The 26,174-nt window shown below is 66.4% G+C and carries 32 protein-coding genes; 12 read left to right on the forward strand and 20 right to left on the reverse strand.

Features of this window, described 5'->3' with window-relative positions:
• Both Q1A36_RS00520 and Q1A36_RS00525 read left to right on the forward strand, forming a co-directional pair.
• Window positions 1-495: a phosphatidylglycerophosphatase A gene (locus Q1A36_RS00520; RefSeq protein WP_299838196.1), complete on the forward strand. Its 495-nt coding sequence runs from the start codon at window positions 1-3 to the stop codon at window positions 493-495.
• Window positions 492-962 carry a CinA family protein gene (locus tag Q1A36_RS00525; RefSeq protein ID WP_299838198.1) on the forward strand — a complete coding sequence of 157 codons (471 nt, stop codon included), beginning with the start codon at window positions 492-494 and terminating at the stop codon, window positions 960-962. Before Q1A36_RS00520 ends, Q1A36_RS00525 begins: the two co-directional genes overlap by 4 nt.
• A gap of 172 nt (window positions 963-1,134) precedes the next feature.
• Here the strand turns inward: Q1A36_RS00525 and Q1A36_RS00530 are convergent, their stop codons facing one another.
• The 12 genes from Q1A36_RS00530 to Q1A36_RS00585 form a co-directional block, all read right to left on the reverse strand.
• Window positions 1,135-2,172 carry a beta-eliminating lyase-related protein gene (locus Q1A36_RS00530; protein ID WP_299838201.1) on the reverse strand — a complete coding sequence of 346 codons (1,038 nt, stop codon included), beginning with the start codon at window positions 2,170-2,172 and terminating at the stop codon, window positions 1,135-1,137.
• Entirely contained in the window at window positions 2,169-2,609 is a 441-nt protein-coding gene (locus Q1A36_RS00535) for a YcgN family cysteine cluster protein (protein WP_299838204.1), read from the reverse strand. The genes Q1A36_RS00530 and Q1A36_RS00535 overlap by 4 nt, the downstream gene beginning before the upstream one ends.
• A complete protein-coding gene (locus tag Q1A36_RS00540) occupies window positions 2,609-3,541 on the reverse strand; it encodes a bifunctional riboflavin kinase/FAD synthetase (RefSeq protein ID WP_299838207.1) in 933 nt (310 codons plus the stop codon). Before Q1A36_RS00540 ends, Q1A36_RS00535 begins: the two co-directional genes overlap by 1 nt.
• Before the next feature lie 37 nt (window positions 3,542-3,578).
• On the reverse strand, window positions 3,579-4,022 hold the full coding sequence (locus Q1A36_RS00545; RefSeq protein WP_101754108.1) for a MaoC family dehydratase: 444 nt from the start codon (window positions 4,020-4,022) through the stop codon (window positions 3,579-3,581).
• 132 nt (window positions 4,023-4,154) lie between these two features.
• Entirely contained in the window at window positions 4,155-5,024 is an 870-nt protein-coding gene (locus Q1A36_RS00550; RefSeq protein WP_299838213.1) for a TIGR01459 family HAD-type hydrolase, read from the reverse strand.
• A complete protein-coding gene (locus Q1A36_RS00555) occupies window positions 5,024-5,941 on the reverse strand; it encodes a manganese-dependent inorganic pyrophosphatase (RefSeq protein ID WP_299838215.1) in 918 nt (305 codons plus the stop codon). The genes Q1A36_RS00550 and Q1A36_RS00555 overlap by 1 nt, the downstream gene beginning before the upstream one ends.
• A 140-nt stretch (window positions 5,942-6,081) precedes the next feature.
• Window positions 6,082-6,657 (reverse strand): ester cyclase, encoded by a 576-nt coding sequence (locus Q1A36_RS00560; protein WP_299838218.1) that lies wholly within the window; start codon window positions 6,655-6,657, stop codon window positions 6,082-6,084.
• A 185-nt stretch (window positions 6,658-6,842) separates the two neighbouring features.
• Complete coding sequence (locus tag Q1A36_RS00565) at window positions 6,843-7,352, reverse strand: CarD family transcriptional regulator (protein WP_101751285.1); 510 nt, start codon at window positions 7,350-7,352, stop codon at window positions 6,843-6,845.
• Window positions 7,353-7,672: 320 nt separating this feature from the next.
• Window positions 7,673-8,011, reverse strand: coding sequence for a ferredoxin FdxA (fdxA, locus tag Q1A36_RS00570; protein WP_299838223.1), 339 nt, complete (start codon window positions 8,009-8,011; stop codon window positions 7,673-7,675).
• A gap of 157 nt (window positions 8,012-8,168) precedes the next feature.
• Entirely contained in the window at window positions 8,169-8,459 is a 291-nt protein-coding gene (locus Q1A36_RS00575) for an RNA-binding S4 domain-containing protein (RefSeq protein WP_299838226.1), read from the reverse strand.
• Between the two features lie 7 nt (window positions 8,460-8,466).
• The gene (locus Q1A36_RS00580) at window positions 8,467-11,451 is read right to left on the reverse strand and encodes a helicase-related protein (RefSeq protein ID WP_299838228.1); all 2,985 of its coding nucleotides are present in this window, start codon (window positions 11,449-11,451) and stop codon (window positions 8,467-8,469) included.
• A gap of 4 nt (window positions 11,452-11,455) precedes the next feature.
• Window positions 11,456-12,019, reverse strand: coding sequence for a tetratricopeptide repeat protein (locus Q1A36_RS00585; protein WP_299838230.1), 564 nt, complete (start codon window positions 12,017-12,019; stop codon window positions 11,456-11,458).
• Window positions 12,020-12,101: 82 nt separating this feature from the next.
• Between Q1A36_RS00585 and Q1A36_RS00590 the strand changes: the two genes are divergently transcribed.
• The 3 genes from Q1A36_RS00590 (at window position 12,102) to Q1A36_RS00600 (ending at window position 13,780) form a co-directional block, all read left to right on the forward strand.
• On the forward strand, window positions 12,102-12,386 hold the full coding sequence (locus Q1A36_RS00590) for an SCP2 sterol-binding domain-containing protein (RefSeq protein ID WP_299838233.1): 285 nt from the start codon (window positions 12,102-12,104) through the stop codon (window positions 12,384-12,386).
• A 13-nt stretch (window positions 12,387-12,399) separates the two neighbouring features.
• Window positions 12,400-13,341: an alpha/beta hydrolase gene (locus Q1A36_RS00595; RefSeq protein WP_299838236.1), complete on the forward strand. Its 942-nt coding sequence runs from the start codon at window positions 12,400-12,402 to the stop codon at window positions 13,339-13,341.
• Window positions 13,342-13,555: 214 nt separating this feature from the next.
• Window positions 13,556-13,780, forward strand: coding sequence for an excalibur calcium-binding domain-containing protein (locus Q1A36_RS00600; protein ID WP_299838238.1), 225 nt, complete (start codon window positions 13,556-13,558; stop codon window positions 13,778-13,780).
• A gap of 13 nt (window positions 13,781-13,793) precedes the next feature.
• Here the strand turns inward: Q1A36_RS00600 and Q1A36_RS00605 are convergent, their stop codons facing one another.
• Window positions 13,794-14,378, reverse strand: a complete 585-nt coding sequence (locus Q1A36_RS00605; RefSeq protein ID WP_299838241.1) for a YdeI/OmpD-associated family protein — start codon at window positions 14,376-14,378, stop codon at window positions 13,794-13,796.
• Window positions 14,379-14,497: 119 nt separating this feature from the next.
• Between Q1A36_RS00605 and Q1A36_RS00610 the strand changes: the two genes are divergently transcribed.
• The 3 genes from Q1A36_RS00610 to Q1A36_RS00620 are packed head-to-tail and all read left to right on the forward strand — an operon-like array spanning window position 14,498 to window position 18,000.
• Entirely contained in the window at window positions 14,498-16,315 is a 1,818-nt protein-coding gene (locus Q1A36_RS00610; RefSeq protein WP_299838243.1) for a M3 family oligoendopeptidase, read from the forward strand.
• On the forward strand, window positions 16,312-16,782 hold the full coding sequence (locus tag Q1A36_RS00615; RefSeq protein WP_299838246.1) for a GNAT family N-acetyltransferase: 471 nt from the start codon (window positions 16,312-16,314) through the stop codon (window positions 16,780-16,782). Before Q1A36_RS00610 ends, Q1A36_RS00615 begins: the two co-directional genes overlap by 4 nt.
• Before the next feature lie 45 nt (window positions 16,783-16,827).
• Entirely contained in the window at window positions 16,828-18,000 is a 1,173-nt protein-coding gene (locus Q1A36_RS00620; RefSeq protein ID WP_299838249.1) for a dipeptidase, read from the forward strand.
• 6 nt (window positions 18,001-18,006) lie between these two features.
• Here the strand turns inward: Q1A36_RS00620 and Q1A36_RS00625 are convergent, their stop codons facing one another.
• The 4 genes from Q1A36_RS00625 to Q1A36_RS00640 are packed head-to-tail and all read right to left on the reverse strand — an operon-like array spanning window position 18,007 to window position 20,240.
• Window positions 18,007-18,453, reverse strand: coding sequence for an NUDIX hydrolase (locus Q1A36_RS00625; protein WP_299838252.1), 447 nt, complete (start codon window positions 18,451-18,453; stop codon window positions 18,007-18,009).
• Entirely contained in the window at window positions 18,450-19,487 is a 1,038-nt protein-coding gene (locus Q1A36_RS00630; RefSeq protein WP_299838255.1) for a 5-(carboxyamino)imidazole ribonucleotide synthase, read from the reverse strand. Before Q1A36_RS00630 ends, Q1A36_RS00625 begins: the two co-directional genes overlap by 4 nt.
• A complete protein-coding gene (gene purE / locus Q1A36_RS00635) occupies window positions 19,480-19,965 on the reverse strand; it encodes a 5-(carboxyamino)imidazole ribonucleotide mutase (RefSeq protein ID WP_299838257.1) in 486 nt (161 codons plus the stop codon). Before purE ends, Q1A36_RS00630 begins: the two co-directional genes overlap by 8 nt.
• A 56-nt stretch (window positions 19,966-20,021) precedes the next feature.
• A complete protein-coding gene (locus tag Q1A36_RS00640) occupies window positions 20,022-20,240 on the reverse strand; it encodes a DUF465 domain-containing protein (protein WP_101751273.1) in 219 nt (72 codons plus the stop codon).
• 173 nt (window positions 20,241-20,413) lie between these two features.
• Here Q1A36_RS00640 and Q1A36_RS00645 point away from each other — a divergent pair, with 173 nt between their 5' ends.
• From Q1A36_RS00645 to Q1A36_RS00660, 4 genes are all read left to right on the forward strand, one after another.
• Window positions 20,414-20,824 (forward strand): Hsp20 family protein, encoded by a 411-nt coding sequence (locus Q1A36_RS00645; RefSeq protein ID WP_299838262.1) that lies wholly within the window; start codon window positions 20,414-20,416, stop codon window positions 20,822-20,824.
• A gap of 14 nt (window positions 20,825-20,838) precedes the next feature.
• Window positions 20,839-21,063 carry a DUF1150 domain-containing protein gene (locus tag Q1A36_RS00650; RefSeq protein WP_101751271.1) on the forward strand — a complete coding sequence of 75 codons (225 nt, stop codon included), beginning with the start codon at window positions 20,839-20,841 and terminating at the stop codon, window positions 21,061-21,063.
• Between the two features lie 122 nt (window positions 21,064-21,185).
• Window positions 21,186-21,599 (forward strand): hypothetical protein, encoded by a 414-nt coding sequence (locus Q1A36_RS00655; protein ID WP_299838269.1) that lies wholly within the window; start codon window positions 21,186-21,188, stop codon window positions 21,597-21,599.
• 44 nt (window positions 21,600-21,643) lie between these two features.
• Window positions 21,644-23,104 carry a PepSY domain-containing protein gene (locus tag Q1A36_RS00660; RefSeq protein ID WP_299838272.1) on the forward strand — a complete coding sequence of 487 codons (1,461 nt, stop codon included), beginning with the start codon at window positions 21,644-21,646 and terminating at the stop codon, window positions 23,102-23,104.
• Between the two features lie 6 nt (window positions 23,105-23,110).
• Here Q1A36_RS00660 and Q1A36_RS00665 read toward each other — a convergent pair whose 3' ends face one another.
• From Q1A36_RS00665 to doeA, 3 genes are all read right to left on the reverse strand, one after another.
• Window positions 23,111-23,923 carry a hypothetical protein gene (locus Q1A36_RS00665; RefSeq protein WP_299838275.1) on the reverse strand — a complete coding sequence of 271 codons (813 nt, stop codon included), beginning with the start codon at window positions 23,921-23,923 and terminating at the stop codon, window positions 23,111-23,113.
• Window positions 23,924-23,984: 61 nt separating this feature from the next.
• Entirely contained in the window at window positions 23,985-24,977 is a 993-nt protein-coding gene (gene doeB / locus Q1A36_RS00670; RefSeq protein ID WP_299838280.1) for a N(2)-acetyl-L-2,4-diaminobutanoate deacetylase DoeB, read from the reverse strand.
• Window positions 24,974-26,170, reverse strand: a complete 1,197-nt coding sequence (gene doeA, locus Q1A36_RS00675; protein ID WP_299838283.1) for an ectoine hydrolase DoeA — start codon at window positions 26,168-26,170, stop codon at window positions 24,974-24,976. Before doeA ends, doeB begins: the two co-directional genes overlap by 4 nt.
• Between the last annotated feature and the right edge of the window lie 4 nt (window positions 26,171-26,174).

The raw sequence follows: 26,174 nt of genomic DNA on the forward strand, positions 1-26,174 counted from the left end.
ATGCAGCGCCTTCTCAGCATCTGGTTTGGCGCGGGGCTTCTGAAGCCCGCCCCCGGCACATGGGGCTCGGCCGTCGCCGTGGCGCTTGGCCTGCTGATCCATCGCATCGGGCATTTCCCGCTGCTGGCGCTGGCGACGCTTGCCGTCACCCTTGCCGGTTTCTGGGCGGTCCGGGGCTATACCGCCGGCATGGCCGATCCCGATCGCAGCGAGATCGTCATCGACGAGGTGGCCGGGCAATGGCTGGCGCTGTGCTTCCCCTCGGCGGGCTTCTGGTTCGCGGGCCTGCCCGCTGACAGTTTCCCCTATCCGGGCTGGGTCGCGGCCTTCCTGTTCTTCCGGCTTTTCGACATCTGGAAGCCCTGGCTGGTCGGCCGCGCCGACCGGCGCAAGGATGCGGTTGGGGTGATGGCCGATGACCTCTGGGCTGGCCTCTTCGCCGGCATCGCCACGATGATCGCCGCCGCCGCCTTCCACATCCCGTTGATGCTATGAGCCTCGCGGCAGAGGTTCTGGAAGCCGCCCGCGCACAGGGCGCGATGATCGCCACAGCAGAAAGCTGCACCGGCGGGCTGATCATAGGCGCGCTGACCGAGATCGCCGGCTCCTCGGACGTGGTGGATCGCGGCTTCGTCACCTATTCCAATGCTGCCAAGATGCAGATGTTGGGGATCAAGCCCGAGACGCTGGAGGCTCATGGCGCCGTCAGCGAAGAGATCGCCGCCGAGATGGCCATGGGCGCGCTGGCGCATTCGCAGGCGCAATATGCTGTCGCCGTCACCGGCATCGCCGGTCCGGGCGGGTCCGAGCACAAGCCCGAGGGTCGGGTCTGCTTCGGGCTGGCCGGGGCGCAGGGGCTGCGGGTCGAGACGGTGGAATTCGGTGCGATTGGCCGCGCCAATGTGCGGGCGGCGACCGTCGAGCACGCGCTGCGGATGCTGCTGGCGGCGCTGAAGGGCTGACGGGCAGCGGACGACCGCGGGCTTCCGCTGCCGGCATCTGAACAGGTCACTTTATGGTGCCGCCATATCGAACGGCTGTTCAGCACTGAACGGCACCGAAGCGGACGCCCGTGGGGCGGTCGTCCGCTGCCCGGCAGCGCGTGCCGCGCTGCGCATCGGGCGGGTCTTCAGGTCAGCCGATCAGCCGCAAAAACCCCTCGATCTCCTCGTCGGGCGTGTCCCAGGCCGTGACCAGCCGCAGCGGCACCGGGTCCAGCCCCTCGGCGCTCTTGTCGGGCCAGAGGTGATAGCGCACGCCAGCCGAACGCGCCCGGTGGTGGGCGGCAGCGGGGATCGTGGCAAAGACCGCGTTCGACTGCACCGGCAGGATCAGCCCGCCGCCCGCCGCCAGAATCCCCTCGGCCAGCCGCGCGGCCTTGGCGTTCGCCAGCCGGCCCAGTTCCAGCCACAGCCCGTCCGTGGCCAGCGCCAGCATCTGCGCCGCCAGATAGCGGTTCTTGGAAAAGACGTGGCCCGTCTGCTTGCGGCGATAGTCAAAATTCTCGGCCCGGGCCGCGTCAAAGAAGACCATCGCCTCGGCCCCCATCGCGCCGTTCTTGGTGCCGCCGAAACACAGCGCATCGACGCCCGCGCGCCAGGTCAGATCCGCCGCCGTCACCCCCAGACCCGCGACGGCATTGGCAAAGCGTGCGCCGTCCATGTGCAAGGGCAGCCCGCCAGCATGGGCGATCTCGGCAAGCGCCGTCACTTCGGCGACGCTGTAAAGCGAACCCCATTCGGTCGCATTGGTGATCGAGACCATGGCGTTGCGGCCCTCGTTCAAGCCGCCGCCGGCCCCGCGCCGGATCGCCTCGGTCAGCGTCTCGGGGGCGATCTTGCCGCCCGGACCGGGCAGCGTCACCAGCTTGGCGCCGCCGGTAAAGAATTCGGGCGCGGCGCATTCGCTGGTCTCGATATGGGCATCCTGATGGCAATAGATCCGCCCGAAACCCGGTGCCAGTTGCGCGCAGACCAGCGCGTTCGCCGCCGTGCCGGTGGCGACGAAGCGGATGACGGCCTCGGGCGCCTCCAGCACCTCGCGCAGCGCGGCCTCGGCCGCCGCAGTCACCGCATCGGCGCCATAGCCCATCATCGCGCCCTGATTGGCATCGGTCAGCGCGGCCATCACCGCCGGATGGGCGCACCAGGCATTGTCCGAGGCGAAATTCACGACAGATCCTCGATCATGTAATCTTCCCAATCATCCTCATCGACCTCGACCTCGCTGATGGTCCGGTCGCGCATGCTGATGCCGGCGCGATGGATGGTCTCGCGGTCGCCCGAGATCAGGTAATGCCAATTCTCCAGCGGCTTGCCCTCGTGGCGCAGCCGATAGGCGCAGGTCGCGGGCAGCCAATAGGCCACCTCTTTCAGCTTCTTCGGCGTCAGCACCACGCAATCGGGCACGTAATCGTGGCGGTTGGCATAGGAGGTGCACTGGCAGGCGTGGCCGTCGAGCAGCCGGCAGGCGACGCGGGTGAAGACCAGCTCGGGCGGGTCCTCGAATTCCAGCTTGTTCAGGCAGCATTTGCCGCAGCCGTCGCACAGCGCCTCCCATTCCTCGGGGTCGAGCTTGGCCAGCGGCAATTCCCAGAAACGCGGACGCATCAGACCCCCGCCAGGATCGCCCGCGCCTGATCGGCATCGGCCTCGATCTGCGCGATCAGCGCCGGCAGCCCGTCGAACTTGGCCTCGTCGCGCAGGAAATCGACCAGTGCCACCGACAGGTGCTGGCCATAGAGATCGCCCGAGAAATCGAACAGGTTCACTTCCAGGTTGGGGCGGTTCTCGCCGAACATCGGTCGCACGCCAAGGCTGGCCACGCCCTGGTAGGTGCCGCGATCCGGGCCGGTCAGCACATCGACGAGCACCGCATAGACGCCGAGCCGGGGCAGATGCAGCCCCTCGACCGACATGTTGGCAGTGGGCCAGCCAAGTTCCCGGCCGCGCTTTTCGCCATGGATCACCTCGCCCTCGATCCGGTGCCAATGGCCCAGCATCGTCTCGGCCTCGCGCACCCGGCCCTGGGCCAGCGCGTCGCGGATCGCGGTCGAGCTGAAATCGGTGCCGTCGCGCCCGACCAGCGGCGCGATGGTGACGCCAAAGCCCATGTCGCGCCCCAGCTCCTGCAGCGTCTCGGCGCTGCCGGCGCGGCCCTTGCCGAAACAGAAGTCCTGCCCGACGGTCACATGCGCGAGACCCAGCCCGTCACACAGCACCTGCCGGGCGAACGCCTCGGGCGAGAGGCCGGCCAGAACCGGGCCGAAGGGCAGTTCGAACAGGTGTTCGACACCAAGCCGGGCCAGACGGTTGGCCCGCGCCTCGGCATTCATCAACCGGAAGGGCGCGGCGTCACGGGCAAAGAACTGGCGGGGATGGGGCTCGAAGGTGATGACCGACAGCGCCGCGCCGGGTTGGGCGCGATGCGCCGCCTCGATCACCGAGCGATGGCCCAGGTGCACGCCGTCGAAATTGCCCATGGCGGCGCTGGTTCCGCGCGCGGTGGCGGGCAATCCGGTCCAGTGATGATGGATCTGCACGGCAGCGCCCCCCTGGGGCGCGCGCCGCACCCCGTCTTCAGTCGAATTTGCGGCTTGGCGCCAGAACCACCGCCTCGCCCTTCAAGACGACCGTATCACCGACGAGGCAGCGGGTTGCAAGGGTCACGCGGCGCTTGGACATGTCAATATCCAGCACCGAGACCTCGGCGCGGACCATGTCGCCCGGGCGAACCGGGGCCATGAACTTCAGCGTCTGGCCAAGATAGACCGTGCCGTGACCGGGCAGCTGCTCGCCGATGACGGCCGAGATCAGCCCGGCGGTCAGCATCCCGTGGGCGATGCGGCCTTCGAAGATGGTATCCTGCGCGTAGGCCTCGTCGAGATGCACCGGGTTGCGGTCGGTCGAGACCTCGGCGAACAGCTCGATATCGTGGTCTGTCACCTGCTTTTGCAGGTAACGGGTCATGCCGATTTCGAGATCCTCGATGACGATGGTCCCACGCGGAAGATTGTCCAACATCCCAAACCCCTTGCTGCGATCCTGATGCTGCATAGCAGCATGAAAACCGTCACGCAAGAAAATATCGCGGGGCTTGGCCTAAAGTATAAGATTGTTACCCGACGATTTTCGACCCGCACCAGCGGCCGCGCCTCAGCGCAGCCGCCCGATGGCATAGGTCGGCGTCAGCTGATGCATGGCCAGCCATTCCTGCAACAGCACCGGATCGGGGTTCTCGACGTCATCGCCAAGCGCCGAGGCCGCCAGACCGCCGGTGACGAACAGCGAATCGATGCCCTCCTCGACCGCGCCCTTGATGTCGGTGTTGATGCCGTCGCCGATGGCCAGCACCCGCGCGTCATCGCCCAGATCCAGCATCTGCCGCGCCCGGTCATAGATCGGCGGGTAGGGTTTGCCGAAGTAAAGCGAGGTGCCGCCGATCTCCTGATAGAGATCGGCCAGCGCGCCTGCGCAGTAGATCCGGGTCTCGCCCATGTCGACGACGACATCGGGATTGGCGCAGAGCAGCTTGAGCCCGCGTTCCCGCGCCAGCATCAGCCGGCCGCGATAATCGTCGGGCACCTCGTTCAGCTCGTCGAAGGGGCCGGTGCAGACGATGCCCTCGGCTTCCTCCAGCGGAACGCGGGTGATCGGCGGGGCATCCTGCCATGCGGCGGGAATGTCGCTGAAGAAACCCTCGTCCTTCTCGGTGCCGATGAACCAGACCTTGCGGCCCACGGCGCCCGCGAACATCGCATCCTGCGCGCAATCGCCCGAGCTGACGATGATGTCGTAAGCATCCTGCGGCACGCCCATGCGGTCAAGCTGCGCCCGGACATAGGGGTTCGGACGCGGCGCATTGGTCATCAGGCAGACCTTGCCACCACCCCGGCGATAGGCTTGCAGCGCCGCCACCGCGGCCGGATAGGGCTGCTTGCCATTGTGCAGGCAACCCCAGAGGTCGCAGTAGAGCGCGTCATAGCCCTGCCCGATCTCGGACAGGGAGTTGATGATCGGAACCATCAGACAGCCAGCGCCGGGATGATCTGCTTCTTGCGGCTCATGATGCCCGGCAGCAGCACGGTGTCGCCGGTGACGGTGGCGTTGAAGCTTTTCTCGGCCACGGTCTTCACGAAGTCGTTCGGCACCAGCAGCGTCGCCTGCTCGTTCAGGATGTCGACGATGAACAGCAGCACCTCGTCGGCGCCATCGGCGGCGGCAACGCCCGGCATGGCGGCCATCAGCGCATCCTTGCGGTCCAGAAGAACCTGCGGCGCGGTGGTTTCCAGAACCGAGACGCGCAGCTGCTTGCCGCCGAGTTCATATTCCTTGCTGTCCATGCGCAGCAGCGCGTCATCGGCAAAGGCCGAAACGTCCGATTTCGCCGCGAACATTTCCGCCGCATAATCGCTGATGGTGATGCCCAGATCGGCGGCCAGCTTCTCGGCCACGGCGCGGTCATGGGCGGTGGTGGTCGGGCTGCGGAACTCCAGCGTGTCCGACAGGATGCAGGTCAGCATCACGCCCTTGATCGCCTCGGGCGCGCGGGCCAGCTCCTCGCCGATCAGATCATGCATGATCGTCGCGGTGCAGGCCAGCGGGCGGATGGTGATGTTGATCGGGGTCTTGGTCTTGATGCCGCCCGCCAGCAGGTGGTGGTCGATGATCTCGATCACATCGGCCTCGTTGATCGAGGCGGGCAGCTCGGCCGGGTTGTTGGTGTCGACGACCACGACCTTCTCGCCTGCCGCCAGATCGGCGATGATCTCGGGCTTCTCGACGCCCCAGCGGGTCAGCATCCAGCCGGCCTCGGTATTCGGCTCGCCCTGCAGCACGGCCGCGGCCGGGGTCTTGCGGACCTCGTTCAGATACCAGGCCCAGATGACGGGAGAGCCGGTGGCATCGGTATCGGGGGCCTTGTGGCCGAGAACCTTGATCATGGTGCGCCTCACAGAAGGATGGGAAATTTGCGCGCCTTATAGGTGGCCGGGGGGGCAATGTCCACGCGGGCCGCGGCGGCGCGGATGCGACGAAAGGCCATGCCGGACGCGCGCCGGCATGGCATCTGATCGGCCGGAGCCTACTGCCCGACGCCGATCTGGCTCATCAGCGTGGCATTGTCCCAGAACAGGAACTCTTCCTCCATCACGCCCTCGGCATTCCAGCGCCCCAGTGTCGCCATCGGCAGGTGATAGGCCTTGCCTGTGGGCTCGATCGTGGTGCCGTCGGCCAGCACCATCGGTTCGGTGAAGGTGCCGTCCAGTTGGCCCATCACCGCCGTCCAGCCGCCATCGGCGGTGCCGAAGCGCACCGGATGCTCGGTGATGCGGTTGTCGGGGGCAAAGGTCCACATGAAGGCCAATTCCTTGATGTGGTCGGGGATGCCGGTGGTCGTGCGGCCATCGGGATAATGGACCAGGATGTTCTCGGCATGGCTCTTGTGCAGGTTTTCCCAATCCTGCCCGGTATAGACGTTGAAATCGAGATCGTCGAAATTGGCGAGGTTCTTCGCCAGGATCTCGGGCATGCCCTCGACCACGGGCGCCGGCTCGCCGGCCTTGCTGCCCGGCCAGTCCTGCGCCATGGCCGGCAGCGCCGGGGCCAAGAGCAACGCGGTCAGAGTTGCCGCATTCGTCAAACCAGTTTCAAAATTCATGATCCTACCTTTCCTTCGCATCAAATCTTCCAGCGAATTCACCTGCAACCCATGCAGCATCCCCTGGAAATTGCAGCAGAAAGGCAGAGCGTGGCCAAGTCAATCCGCAAGCCGACAGGCCGCTGACGCCCAACGAAAAAAGGCGCCCCCTGCGGGACGCCCTTCCGATGCGGTGAGGTGAATTCTTACGCGGCGCGGCTGGTCAGGACCTCGTCCACGCGCTTCTGGGCCGAGCCCTCGTCGAGGCCGGCCACGGCGGCAACCTCGCGGGTCAGGCGATCCAGCGCGGCTTCGTAAAGCTGACGCTCGGAATAGGACTGCTCGCGCTGGTCGTCATTGCGGTGCAGGTCGCGGACCACCTCGGCGATCGACATCAGATCGCCCGAATTGATCTTCTGCTCGTATTCCTGCGCGCGGCGCGACCACATGGCGCGCTTGACGCGTGCCTTGCCCTTCAGCGTCGCCAGCGCCTGATCGACCAGATCGGGCGAGGCCAGGCTGCGCATGCCGATCTCGGCGGCGCGGGCGGTGGGCACACGCAGGGTCATCTTGTCCTTCTCGAAGGAGATGACGAACATCTCCAGCTTCAGACCGGCGACTTCCTGCTCTTCGATCGAAACGATCTTGCCTACGCCATGCGCGGGGTAGACAACGAAGTCGTCGGGACGGAATTCGTTTTTCTTGGTTTTCGACATCAGGCTTCCTCATCGATAGTGTCCGTGCGTCAGCGCAGGGCACAAGCGGCCCAAGGCAGGATGCCCGCCTGGGGTCGCGTCTGGTCATTTCATCTTGCCCAAGGACCGGCAGAGGTCATTGGGATCAGCAGCTTGCGGGCGCACGTATCCCGGGGCCTCACCCCGGTAAACGCGAATGTAACCATTATATAGCATAAAAAACGCTTCAAAAAAAGAAGCTTGCGTCAATTCGCGCCCGCGAAACGCATGTTCAATTAAGACTTGTTTGCCATGGGGTTAGCGCCTGACAACCGAGCCTGACCCCTGCGCGACTGAACGAATCAGTCGCCCTCGCCCGGCGCTTCCGAGAAGTACTTGTCCAGCTTGTCGGTCTGCCCGTCCATCTCCTCGGCGGTCGGCAGCGGGTCCTTCTTGCGGGTGATGACCGGCCATTGTTCCGAGTATTTTCGGTTGAACTCGACCCATTTCTCCATGTCCGGCTCGGTATCCGGGCGGATGGCATCGGCCGGGCATTCGGGCTCGCAGACGCCGCAATCGATGCATTCGTCGGGGTGGATCACCAGGGTGTTCTCGCCCTCGTAGAAGCAGTCGACCGGGCAGACCTCGACGCAATCCGTGTATTTGCACATGATGCAATTATCGGTGACGACATAGGTCATGGGGCGCTCCGTTCAGTCCGAGCCGCTAGTTACGCCCGGCGGCGCGATCAATCAAGGCCGCGCGGGTTGAAAAGTCCGGCATTCCGGACAGGTGCCAAAGCCGGAACGCCCGTCCTGCCGGCGGGTCGGGACGGCAAAAACCATCCCGGTCGCGGGCTCAGTCCTCGGGCATGTCCGAAGCTGTCAGATCCTCGTAGAGCGTCTGCGCCTCCGAGGCCGGGCCGCGCCGCACCCCCGGCGCGATCATCCGCAAGGCACGCACTCGGCCCTGCATCGAGACCGTCACCTCGTCACCGGGACGGATGCTGCGGCCCGGTTTGCGGCTTGGCTGGCCGTTCACCCGCACGCCGCCGCCCTCGATCCGCTCGGCGGCCAGTCCGCGCGTCTTGAACAGGCGCACATGGACCAGCCACTTGTCCAGCCGGATGCTGTCGGGCGCCTCGCTCACGCGCGGGTCAGACCTTGCCCTTCAGTGCCGCCAGCACCGCAAAGGGGCTGTCGGGATCGGCCTTTTTCTCGGGGCGCGACTGGTAGGTCTTGGGGCTTTGCGAGCCGGAGGGTTTGCCACCCTTCTTGAAATCGCCCTTCTTGAAGTCACCCTTCTTGCCGGGACCGCGGCCGGGCTTGCCATCGCCCCGGTTCTCGCCGCGGGCTTCGCCACCCCTATCGGACCGCGCTTCCTTGCGGTCCTCGCCGCGATTCTCGCGCTTGGGCCGGTCGCCCTGCCCCTGCGCCTGACCCTCGCGCGGCCCCTGTGCAGCGTCGCGGCGCGGGCCGCGACGGCCCTGACCCTCGCCCTGCGGACGGCGCGGGGCGCGGGGCTTCGGGGCCCAACGGAAGGTGTAGAAGGTTTCCAGCTCGGGCGCCTCGGCCTCGGCCGGGGCCTCGCCTTCTTCAGCGACGGTCTCGCCCGCAGCAGCGGCCGCTTCGGCCTCGGCAGCTTTCTTTGCCGCCTGCTCGGCTTCCCATTTCGCCCGGGTCTCGGCGGCCAGCACCGATTCCTCTTCGGTCATCGGCGCATCGGTCGCAGGCGTCTCGGCCACCGGCTCGGGTGCAGCTTCAACAGCCTTGCTCTTGGCGCGCTCGCCCTTTTCGGCGGCATAGCCCAGACCCTGCATCAGCCCGGCGAACTGTTCCAGCGTCATGCCGGTGATCGACAGCATGTCGGGATTGGCCTCGAAGCCGCCGCGCGTGTCCTGCGCCCGGACCAGATCGGCCAGCCGCTCCAGCATGTCGATGCGGATCGCGCGATCGCCCGCCGGGTGATAGCCCGAGAGGATGTAATAGCCGTCCGGCACCTCGGCCAGGTGCGGGATCGTCACCAGGCCCGGCGGCGGGCTTTCGGGGAATTCATCAAGGCCGGCGTTCAGCGACCACAGCACCAGCCGCAGCCGCGTCGGCGCGGGCTTCAGCAGCGCCGGCTGGAAGATGGTGAACTGGCCAAAGCGCACGCCATGCTTGCGCAGGGTGCCGCGCGCGTCCTGATCCAGCGATTTCACGTCATTGGCAACCTCGTCGCGCGGGACCACCCCAAGCGACTCGACCAGCCGAAAGGCAAAGCCGCGCGCCAGCCCGGTCAGCGCCTCGTCCTTCTGCAGCGCGAGCAGCGGCTCGAACAGCGTCGCAACCTTGCGGTCGATGAAATGCTGCAAACGGCGACGGACCTTCTCGGCGATCTCGGGGCCGGCTTCCTCGTCCACGAAAGGCTCGACGCCCGGATGCAGCGCATCCGCGCCCTTGACCAGCTTGCCCACGGCCGAGGCGCCCCACATCAGCCCGCCCTGCTCGGTGAAATCAAGCTCGGTATCAGGGGCGTTGTAGAAGCGGTCGGCGCGCAGGTGGAACTCGGGCTTCAGCGCCTCGTAGCTGGCGCGGTTCAGCATCTTCGCCTCGTCCGCCGTCGCGGTCTGGTCGGGGCGGAAGCGGAAACCCTCCAGCCGGCCGGCGAATTCGCCCTCGACCGTCACTTCGCCCTTGTCATTCACTTCGGCCACGAGGCTCTCCTTCTGCTTGAGCCGGCGCAACAACACCGAGGTGCGCCGGTCCACAAATCGTTCGGTCAGTGCGACATGCAGCGCATCCGACAGGCGGTCTTCTACAGCGCGCGTCTCGCCGCGCCAATGGCTTTCATCCTGCACCCAGCCACGCCGCTGCGCCACATAGGTCCATGTGCGGATATATGCCAAGCGCTTCGACAGCGTGTCGATATCCCCTTTCGGGCGATCCAGCCGCTCGATCTGGCCGGCCAGCCAGTCCGAGGGAATGCTGCCTTCCTGCAGGAAACCGAAGATGCGCTGCAACAGTGTCGTGTGTTCCGCCGGGGAAATGCCCCTGAAATCAGGCACCCGGCAGACATCCCAGAGCAGCCGAACATCCGGTGGCCCGGTCACGCGGTCGCGGATCTCGGGCAGATCACCCAGGGCTTTCAGCGCGCGCAGGTCATCGGCCTCGCGCCCGCGCACCAGCCATTCATTCTCGGGCGAGACCTCGAGACTGGCGATCAGCCGCTCGAGCGTGCCGTATTCGACTGCGGCATTGCGCCACATCAGCCGCTGGATCGGGGCGAAGCGGTGGTTTTCCAGCGCATCGATCAGCCCCTCGTCCAGCGGTCGCGCCTCGCCGGTGACGCCGAAGGTGCCCGGTTCGGTATGCCGGCCGGCGCGCCCGGCGATCTGGCCCATCTCATGCGGGAACAGATGCCGCACGCGGCGGCCGTCGAATTTCTGGGTCGAACTGAAGGCGACATGGTGGATGTCGAGGTTCAGCCCCATGCCGATGGCATCGGTGGCAACGAGGAAATCGACCTCGCCTGCCTGATACATCGCCACCTGTGCATTCCGCGTGCGCGGGCTGAGCGCGCCCATGACCACGGCGGCGCCGCCGCGCTGGCGGCGGATCAGCTCGGCCATGGCATAGACGTCATCGACGCTGAAACCGACGATGGCCGAACGCGCCGGCATCCGGCTGAGCTTTTTCGAGCCGGCCCATGTCAGGGTCGAGAACCGCTCGCGCCGCTCGAAGCGCACATTGTTCACCAGCGCGTTGATGGCCGGGCGCATGGTGTCGCTGCCCAGAAGCAGCGTCTCGTGCAGCCCCCGCATGTTCAGCATCCGGTCGGTAAAGACATGACCACGCTCGGGATCGGCACACAGCTGGATCTCGTCGATGGCGACGAAATCGGCACCGACCTCGGGCATGGCCTCGGTGGTGGCGACCCAGTATTGCACCCGGTCGGGCACGATGCGCTCTTCGCCCGTCACCAGCGCCACGACCGAGGGGCCGCGGGCGCGCACGATCCGGTCATAGACCTCGCGCGCCAGCAGACGCAGCGGCAGGCCGATGACGCCGGTGCGATGCGCCAGCATCCGGTCGATGGCGTAATGGGTCTTGCCGGTATTGGTCGGCCCCAGCATGGCCGTCACGCGCGAATTCGACTTCATGGGATCAGATATCGGTGCCGTGATTGGCCATTTCCAGACGGGCCAGCCCGTCGATGGCTTCCTGCTGATGCGGATGGATCTCCAGCGTGGCGCGATAGGCGGCCATGGCGCGTTCGTCGTCGCCCATTTCCTCCAGCATCACGCCCATCTGGGTCAGCGCCGCGAATTGCCGTGGTTCCAGTTCAAGCGCATGGGCGAGATCGGCGATGGCCGGTCCGTAATCGCCCTTCAGCGCATAGGCGGCGGCGCGGGCCTGGTAGCCGGTGGCGAAATCGGGGGCGTGATCGGTCAGCGCCGTCAGGTGGCCGATGGCGGTGACGGCATCGCCCTGGTCCAGCGCCTCCTCGCCGCGCTTCAGCAGCAGGTCCATCGCCGGCGAGCCGGATTTCGACCATTCGCGCAGGATATCGCTTTCGGCGATGCGCCAGCCCTCGCCCTCGGGCTGGGACAGTTGCTGAAACAACGCATCCATGTCGACCGTGCCCTGGGATGACGCCACGCCAGCACTTGCGCCAAGGGCAAAAATGTTGACGCTTGCGGCAAGCAGCACTGCTGCGACCCGAACCATTTTCCCGCCTTCCGCCTTGTCTGCCCCCAGTGTAGACAGTCCTTGGGTTGGGGACCAGTCATAGCGCAACGGAGTAACAGATATGAGCGAAGTCGTGAACAAGGCGGTCGAGAAACTGAACGAACGTTTGGGCAGTTTCGACTCGACCGCGAAATTCGTGATCGAGGATGAAGGCGCGATCATGATCGACGGCAACGGCGCCCGCGCCGCCGACGAAGAGGCGGAAGTGACCCTCTTCGCCTCGCGCGAAACCTTCGAGGGCATCCTTGACGGCACCGAGAACCCGACCTCGGCCTTCATGACCGGCAAACTGCGCATCGAGGGCTCGATGCCGCTGGCGATGCAGCTGGGCGTGGCCCTGTCCTGACCCGGAGCGCCCGGTGAGACCGGCCCCCTTTCACAGCCTGCCGGGGGATCACCTTGCCCCGGCAGAGGCGTTTTTCGTCACCGCCGATGACGGCGTGCAACTGCGTCTGGCGCATTGGCCGACAAGCCGGCGGGCGCCGCGCGGCAGCGTGCTGCTGTTCCCGGGCCGCACCGAATATGTCGAGAAATATGCCGGCGTCGCCGCGCGGCTGAATGCCGCCGGCCTCTCTGTCCTGTCGATCGACTGGCGCGGCCAGGGCCTGTCGGGCCGGCTGCAGAACGATCCCCGCCCCGGCCATGTCGGCGAGTTTTCCGACTACCAGCGCGACGTGGTGGAAATGGTCCTCGCCGCGACCGAGCTTGACCTGCCCCGGCCCTGGCATCTTCTGGCCCATTCCATGGGCGGCTGCATCGGGCTGGCGGCGCTTTACAACGAATTGCCGGTCGAGACGGCGGCCTTTTCCGCGCCGATGTGGAACATCAACCTGCGGCAGATGCCGCATGGCGTGGCGCTTGGCATGGCCTACCTGGCCGGTCGGCTTGGTCACGGCGGCCGCGCCGCACCGGGCAGCGGCGCCGCCGGCACCTACCTTCTGGACGAAAGCTTCAGCGCCAACCTTCTGACCCATGACGCCCCGACCTGGGCGCGGCTCGTGTGCGAGGCCGCCGCCTGGCCCGAGCTGACCATCGGCGGCGCCAGTTTCGACTGGGTGGCCAAGGCGCTGAACGAATGCACCCGGCTGGCCGGCCTCGACTCGCCCGATTGCCCGGTGCTGATCACCCTGGGCGATGGCGAGAAGATCGTCTCTGGCGCCGCCATCCGCGACCGCGCCGCCCGCTGGCCGGGATCGGAGCTGCTGGAGCTGGCCCGCTGCCGTCACGAGGCGATGATGGAAAGCCCCAACGTGCAGGAACGGTTTTATGACGCGCTCATGCGGCATTACGGGGTGGCGTGACGCCATTGCGGCGCTGACCTGACGTGCATCAGAGGGCCAGCGGCCTGCCGTGGATGGCCGCTGAAACGGTCGTGCTGCGCACCCTGATTCCGGGTCGGGGTTGCCGTTCAAACCTCTGCAAGACCGGCAGGACAGACCGAACACCCCACTAGCCATTCAGACATATTGTCATCCCGTTGACCACATCCGACAGTCGGGCATTGGAGTTTGCCCGATGTTCCGAGCCAGCCTTTTCACCCTTCTCCTCATCCCCGCCGCGTCCTTCGCGCAGGACTGCCACCCCAGCTATGATCTGGTCTGCGTCCCGGTCAGCAGCGATGTCGATTGCGCCGGCGGCAGCGGCAATGGCCCGGATTACGTGCGCGGTCCGGTCCGCGTCATCGGCCCCGATGAATACGGCCTCGACCGCGACGGCGACGGCATCGCCTGCGAGAAATAGGGCCGCTTACCCCTCAATCATGCATCCCCTTCCCGGCCAATATCTTCCCGGCCGCCTTCTCGATCCGCGCGACCACGGTCTTTGACTGCTTCGGCTGCGAGAAATGCAGCAGCCAGCCGCGCCGCCGCCCCGGGGTCAGTGCGTCAAAGGCCTCGCGCAGCGCCGGGTCCGCGTCCAGCGCCTCGTCGAGTTCCGGGGGATGGTCCAGGTCGTCCTTCTCGAAGGTGATCTTCAGCCCCTTCGCCTCGTTCTCCACCGCCTCGACCACCAGCGCCCGGATCGCCGGCGCGGCGGCCTTGATCTCGGCGAGATCGGTGAATTTCAGCATCCGGGCCGAGCGGGAATTGTCACCCGGCGGCACTAGAAGCCCCTCGGGATCGGTGAGCAAAGCCCCCTTCAGGAACGAGACAAAAGCGCAATCCTTCATCCCGCCGATGATCGCGATATTGCCGTCATGGGCGCGGTAGCAGGGCTGGCGCCAGCGCAGATCCTCCTCGACCGGCCCCTCCAGCATGATCGCCCTCAGCGCCTTCACCTCGGCCTTCCAGGGCGTGTCGCGGTCAAAGAAGCGGTCCAGCCGCGGGTTCGGGTCGGCCATGCGGTCCTCCGTCTCGGGTTCGGTCCAAACTTGCCCGACACGCGGCAAGCTGTCTACTGGCCCGGCCTTGCACCGGCCCGCCCGGCGGTCCACATCTAGGCCAACAGAAAGGACCCAAGATGCTGCGCACCCCGCTTTTCGACGCCAAGGACCCGGTCACCGACACCCCCTTCGGCGATCTGCCCGAATGGGATCTGACCGACCTCTACCCGGCCCCCGACGCGCCCGAACTGACCCGCGATGTCGAGGCGCTGCGCGATCAAGCCGCCAGCTTCGCTGCGGATTATCAGGGCAAGCTGGCCGATCTGACGCCCTCGCAGATGCTCGAGGCGATCCGTCGCTACGAGGCCATCGATATCCTCGGCGGCCGGATCATGTCCTATGTCGGCCTGCGCTATTATCAGCAGACGACCGATCCCGCCCGCGCCAAGATGCTGGGCGATTACCAGTCGAAGATCACCGATTTCACCACGCCGCTGGTCTTCTTCAGCCTCGAATTCAACCGCATCCCCGATGCCACCTATGAGGCGATGTTCACCGCTGCGGATGGCCCCGCGCGCTACAAGCCGGTCTTCGACCGGATGCGCGCCATGCGCCCGCACCAGCTGTCCGACGAGTTGGAGCAGTTCCTGCATGACAATTCCGTCGTCGGCGCCGCAGCGTGGAACCGGCTGTTCGACGAAACCACCGCCGGGCTGGAATTCGACGTGGACGGCGAAAAGCTGGGCATCGAGGCCACGCTGAACCTTCTGACCGATCACGACCGCGCGCGTCGCGAGGCCGGGGCCAGGGCGCTGGCGGTGGTCTTCCAGAAGAATATCGGCCTCTTCGCCCGGGTCCACAACACGCTGGCCAAGGAAAAGGCCATCGAGGACAAGTGGCGCAAGATGCCCACGCCGCAATATGGCCGGCACCTGTCGAACCATGTCGAGCCGGAAGTGGTCGAGGCGCTGCGGAATGCCGTGACCGCCGCCTATCCGCGCCTGTCGCATCGCTATTACGCGCTGAAGGCCAAATGGCTGGGTCTCGACAAGATGCAGGTCTGGGACCGCAACGCCCCCCTGCCGACCGAAACGCCCCGCGTCATCGACTGGCCCGAGGCGCGGCAGACGGTGCTGGATGCCTATGCCGGCTTCTCGCCCGATCTCGCCGATCTGGCCGAGCCGTTCTTCGACAAGGGCTGGATCGACGCGGGCGTGAAACCCGGCAAAGCGCCCGGCGCCTTTGCCCATCCGACCGTCGTGACGGTCCATCCCTATGTGCTGCTCAATTATCTCGGCAAGCCGCGCGACGTGATGACTTTGGCGCATGAGCTGGGCCACGGCGTCCACCAGCGACTGGCGGCGGATCAGGGCGAGCTTCTGGCCTCGACGCCCCTGACGCTCGCGGAAACCGCCTCGGTCTTTGGCGAGATGCTGACCTTCCGCGCGCTCTTGGCCAAGACCACCGACCCGGTGCAGAAAAAGGCGCTGCTGGCCGGCAAGGTCGAGGACATGATCAACACCGTGATCCGCCAGATCGCCTTCTATGATTTCGAGGTAAAACTGCACGCCGCCCGCGCCGAGGGCGAATTGACCCCGGATGACATCAACGCGCTGTGGATGTCGGTTCAGGCCGAAAGTCTCGGGCCCATCTTCGAGTTCATGCCGGGCTACGAGACCTTCTGGACCTATATCCCGCATTTCGTCCACTCGCCCTTCTATGTCTATGCCTATGCCTTCGGCGACGGCTTGGTGAACGCGCTCTACGCCGCCTACGAGGACGGGCTGCCCGACTTCCAGCAGAAATATTTCGAGCTGCTGAAGGCCGGCGGGTCCAAGCACCACAAGGAGCTTCTGGCCCCCTTCGGCCTCGACGCCTCGGACCCGGCCTTCTGGGACAAGGGCCTGTCGATGATCGAAGGGCTGATCGACGAGCTGGAGGCACTGGAGGCGTGATCCGGCTTGCCCCCCTGTCCAAGGACGACCCCGCCCGGGTCGCCCATATCCGCGTTCTGCCCGAGCAGGAGCCGTTCTGCGGCACCATCGCCGGGCATTTCGCGGATGTCGACCCGGCGGTGGATTTCCACCAGATCAGCCGCGACGGGCGCGTGGTCGGCTTCTTCAAGATCGATCACGCCTATCCCAACCGCTACGAATTTGCCCATCCGGGCGAGATCGGGCTGAGGGGCGTGATGATCGACCGGGGCGAACAGGGGCGAGGCACCGGCACGGCGGCGATGGCGATGCTGAGGGATTATCTGCCCGGCATCTATCCCGCGCCGCCGGCGCTGGTGCTGACGGTGAACGCGATCAACCCCGCGGCCATCGCCGCCTATACGCGGGCCGGTTTCACCGATACCGGCGAGCGGTATCTGGGCGGCAAGATCGGGCCGCAACATGTCATGCGCATGGCCCTGCGCTGAGGCGCGGGACCGGCGCGCAATCTCAACCGGGGGCGAGGGACAGTCATGCTGCGGAAACTGCTGATCGGGGTGCTGGGGCTGCTGGCCCTTGCCGTCATCGCGGTGCTGGTCTGGGGCCCGGCCTATGTCGAGCGGCAGTTGAACCCGCTGACCACCCCGCCCGAGGGCTGGCCGGTCTCGGCCGAGGCACAGGCGCTGCATGACCGGCTGGTGATCGGCGACTGGCACGCCGACCCGCTGCTCTGGGACCGCGACCTGCTGGACCGGGGCGTGCGCGGCCATACCGACATCCCGCGACTGGCCGAGGGCAATGTGGCGGTGCAGGTCTTCACCACCGTCACCAAAAGCCCGCGCGGCCAGAATTACAGCGAAAACAGCGCCGAGGCGCCCGACAACATCACACCTCTCTTCATCGGCCAGTTGCGCCCCTTCCGGGCCTGGTTCAGCCTGAAGGAACGGGCGCTGGTGCAGGCCGAGGCCTTGCGCGACATGGCCGAGGCCGCGCCCGACCGGCTGTCGCTGATCCTGACCCGCGCCGACCTGCAAGCCGTGCTCGACCGCCGGGCGCAGGGCGAGCCGGTTCTGGGCGCGATCCTTGGCAGCGAGGGCGGCCATCCGCTGGAGGGCGAGATCGCCAACCTGGATGTGCTCTATGACGCCGGTTTCCGGCTGATGGGGCTGACGCATTTCTTCGACAACGAGCTTGGCGGCAGCCTGCATGGTCAGGGCGACAAGGGGCTGACCGAGTTCGGGCGGCAGGTGGTTCTGGCGATGATGGCGAAGGGCATGGTGATTGACCTTGCCCATGCCAGCCCGCAGGTGGTCCGCGATGTGCTGGCGATGCAAGGCACGCGGCCGATCATCTCGCATACCGGCATCCACGGCCAATGCCAGACGCCGCGCAATTTCACCGATGACCTGATGCAGGCGGTGGCGCAGAAGGGTGGCGTCATCGGCATCGGCTTCTGGGCCGACGTGGTCTGCGGCAGGACGCCCGCTGACATCGCCTCGGGCATCACCGCCGCCATCGCGCTGCTGGGCGAGGATCATGTGTCGCTCGGCTCGGATTACGACGGCTCGGTCGATGCCCCCTTCGACGTGGCGCATCTCTCGGCGCTGACGCAGGCACTGATCGATGCCGGCCTGACCGAGGATCAGATCGCCAAGGTCATGGGCGGCAACATGATGCGCTATCTGGCGGAAACCCTGCCGGAATAGGACCGATCAGACGACGATCCGCTCCAGCGGGTCATAGATCGCGCGGGCCTCGCCCCAGACCGCAGCGCCAAGCGCATCCGGCTTGTGCCGCAGCCCGGCAAGCTCGGCGCGGCTGACCCAGCGAAAGCGGTTCACCACCCCCTCGGGATCCTCCAGCCGCACGGCATCGCCGCCGACCAGTTCGGCGCGGAAGAACAGTTCGACCTGATGAAAGCCGCTGGCGGGGTCGTGGAATTCGTTCACCAGAAAGGGCGCGCCGACGGAGATGGCGAGGCCGGTTTCCTCACCCACCTCGCGGATCAGGTTCTGGGGCAGCGACTGGCCCGGCTCGACACCGCCGCCCGGCAGCGCCCAGAGATCGCTGTGCTGGCCCGGATAGGCATTGACCAAGAGCAGCCGGTCGCGATGCAGGATCGCCGCGCGCACGGCCAGTCGCGGGCGGGCGAGCTTCACCGGGTGATCCGGTTTACATGACCCATCTTGCGGCCCTCGCGCGCCTCGCCCTTGCCGTAAAGATGCACCTGCACATCGGGCGCGCGCAGAAGCTCGGGCACCTGCGCCATGTCCGCGCCGATCAGGTTCTCCATCACCACATCGGCATAGCGCTTGCCGTCGCCAAGCGGCAGCCCGGCCACGGCGCGGATATGCTGTTCGAACTGGTCGACGGTGCAGCCGGCCTGCGTCCAGTGGCCGGAATTATGGACGCGGGGCGCGATCTCGTTCACGATCAGCCCGCCGGGCGTCACGAAGAGCTCGACCCCCATCACGCCGACATAATCCAGCGCCGCAGCAATCCGGGCGGCGATCAGCACCGCATCGGTCGTCACTCGCGCGGGCAGACCGCAGGGCACCGTGGTCGTGCGCAGGATGCCGCCCTGATGGACGTTCAGCCCGGGATCGAAGGCCGCGACCTGACCATCGGCGCCCCGCGCAACGATGACGCTGATCTCGGCGGTGAAATCGACGAAGCCTTCCAGCACCGAAGGCGCGCCGGTCCAGTCGGCTGTGGCTGGATCGGTGATCCGCACCTGACCCTTGCCGTCATAGCCCATGCGCCGGGTCTTCAGGATCGAGGGCGTGCCGATCTGCTGGATCGCCGCGGCCAGCGCCGCCTGGTCGGGCACATCGGCAAAGGGCGCCGTCGCCAGCCCGATCTCGTTCAGGAAGGTCTTTTCCGTCAGCCGGTCCTGCGACACCGCCAGCGCCCGGCGGTTGGGACGGATCGGCGCGAACCGCTCGATCAGGTCCAGCGCCTCGGTCGGCACGTTCTCGAATTCATAGGTGACGACATCGACCGAGGCCGCGAAGCTGCGCAAAGCCGTCTCGTCCTCATAGGTCGCGGTGGTCAGGTCATGGGCCACATCCGCCGCCGGTGCCGCCCCCGGCTCGTAGATATGGCAGCGCAGGCCAAGCCGGCTGGCCGCGACCGAGAGCATCCGGCCCAGCTGTCCGCCGCCAAGGATGCCGATGGTGGTCACGTCACTCATCGCGGGGCTCCTCGGGGATCGAGGCAGACAGCGCCGCGCGCCAGTCATCCAGCCGCTGTGCCAGCGCCGGATCGGAGACGGCGAGGATGCCCGCCGCCATCAGCCCGGCATTGGCCGCGCCCGCCGCGCCGATGGCCATGGTGGCAACCGGATAGCCCTTGGGCATCTGGAGGATGGAATAGAGCGAATCGACCCCGGACAGCGCCTTGGTCTGCACCGGCACGCCAATGACCGGCACCCGCGTCTTCGAGGCCATCATGCCGGGCAGATGCGCAGCACCCCCTGCCCCCGCAATGATAACCTTGAGGCCCCGCGACACCGCCGTCTTGCCGTAGTCCCACAACCGGTCCGGGGTGCGATGGGCGCTGACGATCTTCGTCTCGTAAGCCACGCCCAACTCGTCGAGGATCGCGGCGGCCTCGCGCATGGTCGGCCAGTCGGACTGGCTGCCCATGATGATTCCAACGGGTTTTCCCAACGCCATCCCCCTTTTTCTCATCGGCACGCCTTAGCGCGCGGCGGCGCGGGGCGCAATCAGGCGATGATATCCGGGGTCAGCTCGTCGGCCAGGCGGGCGATGCGATCCTTCAGCCCCAGCTTCTGCTTCTTCAGCCGTTGCAGGGTCAGGGACGAGGACAGGTTCTGGGCGGACAGCGCGGCAATCGCCTCGTCCAGGTCGCGGTGCTCGCGCTTGAGCACTTCGAGACGGGCGCGCACGATCTCTTCATGCGACATTTCGTGATGGGTATTCATGGGCTGACTTCTTGCTGGCTGCCGCGAACGGGAACCCTGTTATAGCGCGCCGCCCCGCCGCTGTTAACAGAATCTTGCGGCACTTGCGCGCAAGCCGGGCGGGGCACATATTCTGGTTACGGGCCGCTGCGATGCGGGGTCCGTGACCTGCAGTCGCTTCGAAAGGGCTGACCATGACCAAGATCTCCCTGGGGGCGCACCCCTACCTGCTGGGCTTCGATCAGCTCGAGCGGCTGGCCGAACGCGCGGCCAAGGGTGCCGAGGGCTATCCCCCCTATAATATTGAACATTTCGCCCCCGATGGATTCCGCATCACGCTGGCGGTGGCCGGCTTTGCCGAGGACGATATCAGCATCACCATGGAGGACCGTCAATTGGTCATCCGTGGCCGTCAGGCCGAGGACGAGGGCGAGCGGGTTTTCCTGCATCGCGGCATCGCCGCCCGCGCCTTCCAGCGCAGCTTCGTCCTGGCGGATGGCGTGGATGTGACCGAGGCCCGACTTGAAAACGGGCTCTTGAATATCGATCTGACAAGGGTGCAGCCACAACAAGTGGTGCAGACCATTCCGATCAGCCGCAAGTAAAGGGGATCAGAGAGATGAATACGAAATACGATTTTGGCGACGGCGAACAGAACACCGTCTATATCCGCCGCGTGGCGATCGACAGCCTGCCCGACGAGGTGCGCGAACAGGCGCCCGATCTCGACAGTCTCTATGCCGTCCACGGCATCGATGGCGAGCGTCTGGCTTTGGTCAAGGACCGCAAGCTGGCTTTCTTCCTGGCCCGGCAAAACGATTTGTCGCCCGTCAGCGTTCACTGAATTCTTTCCGACAGGGGTCGCCGATGGGCGGCCCCTGCTGCCATCTGCCATGTGACCCGACGCCACGGTATCCCGCAGGGCGTTACTTGACCCCGAAGTTCCCGATCGCCTAACACGGGCTCGTGACAAACGGGGCGGTTCTGCACGGCTTTCGCCAAATGGTTGTGGGGGCCTTGCTGGCCCCCTTCCTGCTGTTGACGCTTGTCTCGGATGCGGTGATGCCGGCGCGCGGGGCCGATGGCCGGCTGATGCTGGTCCTCTGCATACCCATCGCGGTGCAGCAGGTCGCGACAGACCCGCATCACCACGGCGGCCATGCCGGGCATGCGCAGGACGATCCCGAAGAACAGCCCGTTGCGACCGACCGTTGCCAATGGGCCGGCCTTCATCCGGTCCTTGCCCTGTTCGACCCGCCGGACCTGCCGCTGCCCGAACGCCGGGCGTTGTCGCCCGCCCGGCCCTCGCCGCCCGTCATCCTCATCGCCGCCCGTGCGACCGGCTTGCCGCCCGCGACCGGACCACCCCTCGCCGTCTGAGTTTCCGACCTTTTCAGAAACCCAAGGACGACGAGACAAACCGAATGACCGACATTCCCCGGCGGACGACCGTCCCCAAGGCCGAACCGGCCGCAAGCAACACCTATTTCATCGCCTGGCGCTGGCATTTCTATGCCGGGCTCTATGTCATCCCCTTCATGACCATGCTGGCCCTGACCGGGCTGATGATGCTGTGGATCTCGTGGAGCACCGGCATCGGCGGTGAGCGTCTGGCGCTCACGCCCTCGGGCGACCTCCTGCCCGCCAGCACCCTGCAGGCCACCGCCGAGGCCGCCGTTCCGGGTGCAACCGCCTTCCACTATCTCGAACCTTTGGCCGACGACCGTGCCGCCATCGTCGCGGTTGCCGTCGACGGCGTGAAAACCGGCGTCGCGCTCGACCCCTATAGCGGCGAGGTTTTGCGCAGCTTTGACTGGCAGGCCGGCTGGTATGACTGGCTCAGCGTCATCCATGGCACGCTGATGCTGGGCGTGACCGGCGACCGGATGATCGAGATCGCCGCCAGCCTCGGCCTGATCATGATCGCCACCGGGATCTACCTGCACTGGCCGCGTGGTCAGTCGGGCTGGCGCGGCGCGCTGCTGCCGCGTCTCTCGGCGCGCGGGCGCAGCTGGTGGAAATCGCTGCATGGCGTGCTGGGCTTCTGGGTCTCGGCGCTCTTGGTGGTGTTCCTGATCTCGGGCCTCAGCTGGAGCGGCATCTGGGGCGAGAAATTCGTTCAGGCCTGGAACACCTTCCCGGTCGAGAAATACGCCCCGCCGCCGTCGGAAGCCGTGGCAGCCACGGACAACGCGGCCCCGGAGATGATGCATGACATGCCCATGTCGGACGATGTTCATGCCAAGATGAACCACGGCGCCGAGAAGGAGGTGCCCTGGACGCTGGAACAGGCACCGATGCCGGCCTCGGGCTCGCTGGCCGGCACAGCCGCCATCGCCGGCGCGCCGGATCTGGACAGCGTGGTGGCTTTCGCACGTGGTCTCGGCTTTGACGGCCGCTTCCAGATCGCCCTGCCGGATGGCCCCGAGGGAGTCTGGACCGTCAGCCATGACAGCGCCTCGAATGACGGCCCCGGCGCCGGCACCGACCGCACCCTGCATCTCGATCGCTATACCGGCAATGTCCTCGCCGATATCCGCTATGCCGACTATTCGCCCTATGCCAAGGCGATGGCCTGGGGCGTGGCCTTCCACGAGGGCGATCTGGGCGTATGGAACCTGGTGCTGAACACGCTCTTCTGCCTGTCGGTGGTGTTCCTGACCGTCTCGGGCCTGGTCATGTGGTGGAAGCGGCGCCCGGATCGCGCCGGCCGCCTGGCCGCCCCGCCCCGCTCGCCCGACCACTCGCTGTGGAAAGGCGCGGCGGTGCTGGTGGTGATCCTGTCGGCGCTGTTCCCGCTGGCCGGGGCCGCCATCGTCGCCGCATGGCTGCTGGATCTCACGCTTCTGCGGCTGATGCCGGGGCTGAAGCGCGCGGTCAGCTGACCGGCCTCACGCCTCGGGCGCATAGCGCATGAAGGCGAAGCTTTGCCCATCGGGCGACCAGCAGGGCACGTTGATCGTGCCCTGCCCTCCGAAAAGATCGAAAAGCTTGCGGCGGTTGCCGCCATCGACATCCATGATCCACAGCGCCACCTCGCGGTCGCGCGGATGGCCCTCGGTGCCGGGCGCATAGGCGAGATAGAGCACTCGCCGTCCATCGGGCGAGGGATGCGGGAACCAGTTCACATTCTCATCGCGGAAGACCGGCGCGGCCCCGCTGCCGTCCAGACCCATGCGCCAAATCTGGGCATGACCGGTGGCGTCCGAGTTGAACCAGATTTCTTCGCCAGAGGCCGCGAAATCCGGCCCATCGTGATGGGCGATCCCGGGGGTCAGCACCGTCTCGGCCGCGGGTTGCAGGTCCATCACCGCCACCCGCACCACCCGGTCGCCGCCCCGCGCACAGGCATAGGTGATGCGCGAGCCACTGGCCCCGTGCCACCAGCTTGGCCGGGGCAGCGGCAGGGCGCGCGGGCCATCGGGGTCAAGGACATAGATCCCCGCGCCCTGATCGTTGTGACAGGAAAAGACGATCCGGCCATCGGGCAGGAAACCGTGATCGTTGTTGCAGCGATCCAGCCCGCCCAGATCGATGGGCCGCAACCCGTTGCCATCGGCCCGCCACAACCGGCCTTCGCCATTGACCAGAAACCAGCCCTCGGGATGCCAGTTCGGCGCCTCGATCAGCACATCGGTTTGCAGGACCAGGCGGGTCTCGCCGCTTGCCAGATGATGCACCTCCAATGACGACCGCCAGCCCATTCCGCCCCCTCCGTTCACCGCCCCTAGCGGTGACTGAATGAAGGCATCAGAGCAAGCCCGTTCAGACCAGAGCCGCGATGACCGCCAGACAATCGCCGCCCTGCACCAGACCGGGGAAATGCCGCGCCGCCAGCAAGCCGTCGCGGTTGGCCCGCACCTCCTCGGGCGCGACACCGCTGCGGTCCTTGGGCCAGATCCGGGCGATGGGCTGACCGGCGGCGACGGCATCGCCCAGATCGACGAGCGGCTGCACCAGCCCGTCCTGCGTGGCGAAATGGAAGCAGTCATCACCCGGCATGTCCAACATCCGGCTGCCCCCCGCAAGCTCGATGCCGCCCGACAGGATACCGGCATGGCGCAGGACGTTCTTCGCCCCGCGTATGGCGATCTCGCTCGATCGCGCGGTCGCCGTGCCGCCGCCGCCCAGTTCCGTGGTGACGAAAACCTTGCCCTGTTCCTCGACCGCCGTGTCGAACATGCCCACGGCATCGATTTCCACCATCATCATCGAATAGGGTGCGCCAAAGGCCCGCACGGCGGCAAGGCAGGCTTCTTGCTGGGCCTTGTCCTCCAGATAATGCGCGGCGGCGAAGGGCAGGAAATCCAGTGTCTTGCCGCCGGAATGGTAATCCAGCACGACATCGGCCATCGGCACCAGCGTGTTGCAGACATAATCCGCGATCTTCTGGCTGGGGCTGCCATCGGGCTTGCCCGGAAAGGCGCGGTTCAGGTTCACCTGATCAATCGGGCTGACCCGGGTTCCGGCGCGAAAGGCCGGGCTGTTCAGATAGGGGATGAGGATGATCCGCCCCGTCACCTCTTCCGGCTCGATCTCCCAGGCCAGCTGCTGCAGCGCGATCGGACCTTCATATTCATCGCCGTGATTGGCCCCGGTCAACAGCGCCGTCGGCCCCTGCCCGTTCGCAATCACCGTGATCGGGATCATCACCGAGCCCCAGGCGCTGTCATTGCGGCTGTAGGGCAGGCGCAGGAAGCCATGCGCCTTGCCGGGGGCATCAAGCGGGATGGTCGGGCGGATCGGGTTCGCCGTCATGCTTTCACCAGCATCTTCCGGGGCAGGTTGCAGAAAGTCTCGGGCGCGCCCTCGGTGATCAGGATCGACTCGGTGGTCTCGTAGCCCCAATCCTCCATCCAGAGGCCGGTCATGAAGTGGAAGGTCATGCCGGGTTGCAGCACGGTCCGGTCGCCCCGGCGCAGCGACATGGTGCGCTCGCCCCAGTCGGGCGGATAGCTGAGACCGATCGGATAGCCGGTGCGGTTATCCTTCACGATGCCGTAACGGTCGAGCACATTGAAGAAGGCGATGGCGATATCCTCGCAGCTATTGCCGGCGCGGGCGGCGGCCAGCCCCGCCTCCATCCCCTCGAGCACGGCCTTTTCCGCCTCGACCATCTCGGCCGGCGGCTTGCCCAGAAAGATCGTGCGCGACAGCGGGCAGTGATAGCGCTGGTAGCAGCCGGCGATCTCGAAGAAGGTGCCTTCGTTCGCGCGCATCGGCAGGTCGTCCCAGGTCAGGTGCGGCGCGGCGGCATCGGGGCCCGAGGGCAGCAGTGGCACGATGGCCGGGTAATCGCCGCCGACCCCGGTCGCCGGGTCAAAGCGCAGCCCGGCATCATAGATCTCGGCCACCAGATCGCATTTGCGCATCCCCACCTCGACAGTCTCGGCGATGCGGCGGTGCATGCGTTCGACGATGCGGGCGGCCTTGCGCATATAGGCCAGTTCCGCCGGGGATTTCACCGCGCGCTGCCAGTTGACCAGCGCGGTGGCGTCCGTGAAACGCGCGTCAGGCAAACCGTTTTGCAGCCGTTCATGCGCGCGGGCAGAATACCAGTAATTGTCCATCTCGACGCCGATCCGACCCCGGTTCCAGCCCCGGTCGGTCAGTTGCGCGGCGAGGTAGTCCATCGGGTGCCGCTCGGTCGATTGGACGTAATGGTCGGGATAGCCGATGATATTCGCCTCGGCCATCCAGACGGTGCGCAGCGCGCCATTGCCGTCCTGCCCGCGCCCGAACCAGAGGGGCGGGCCATCCGGGCCGACGATCACCGCCTGATGGACATAGAAGGACCAGCCGTCATAGCCGGTCAGCCAGGCCATGTTCGAGGGGTCGCTGACGATCAGCAGATCCAGCCCCGCCTTTTCCATGGCAGCGCGGGTGCGGGTCAGGCGGGCCTCGTATTCGGCGGTGGGGAAACGTTCGGTGCTGCGCTGCAACTCGGGCATGGGA

Source organism: uncultured Paracoccus sp. (genome assembly GCF_947487305.1).
Lineage (GTDB): Bacteria > Pseudomonadota > Alphaproteobacteria > Rhodobacterales > Rhodobacteraceae > Paracoccus.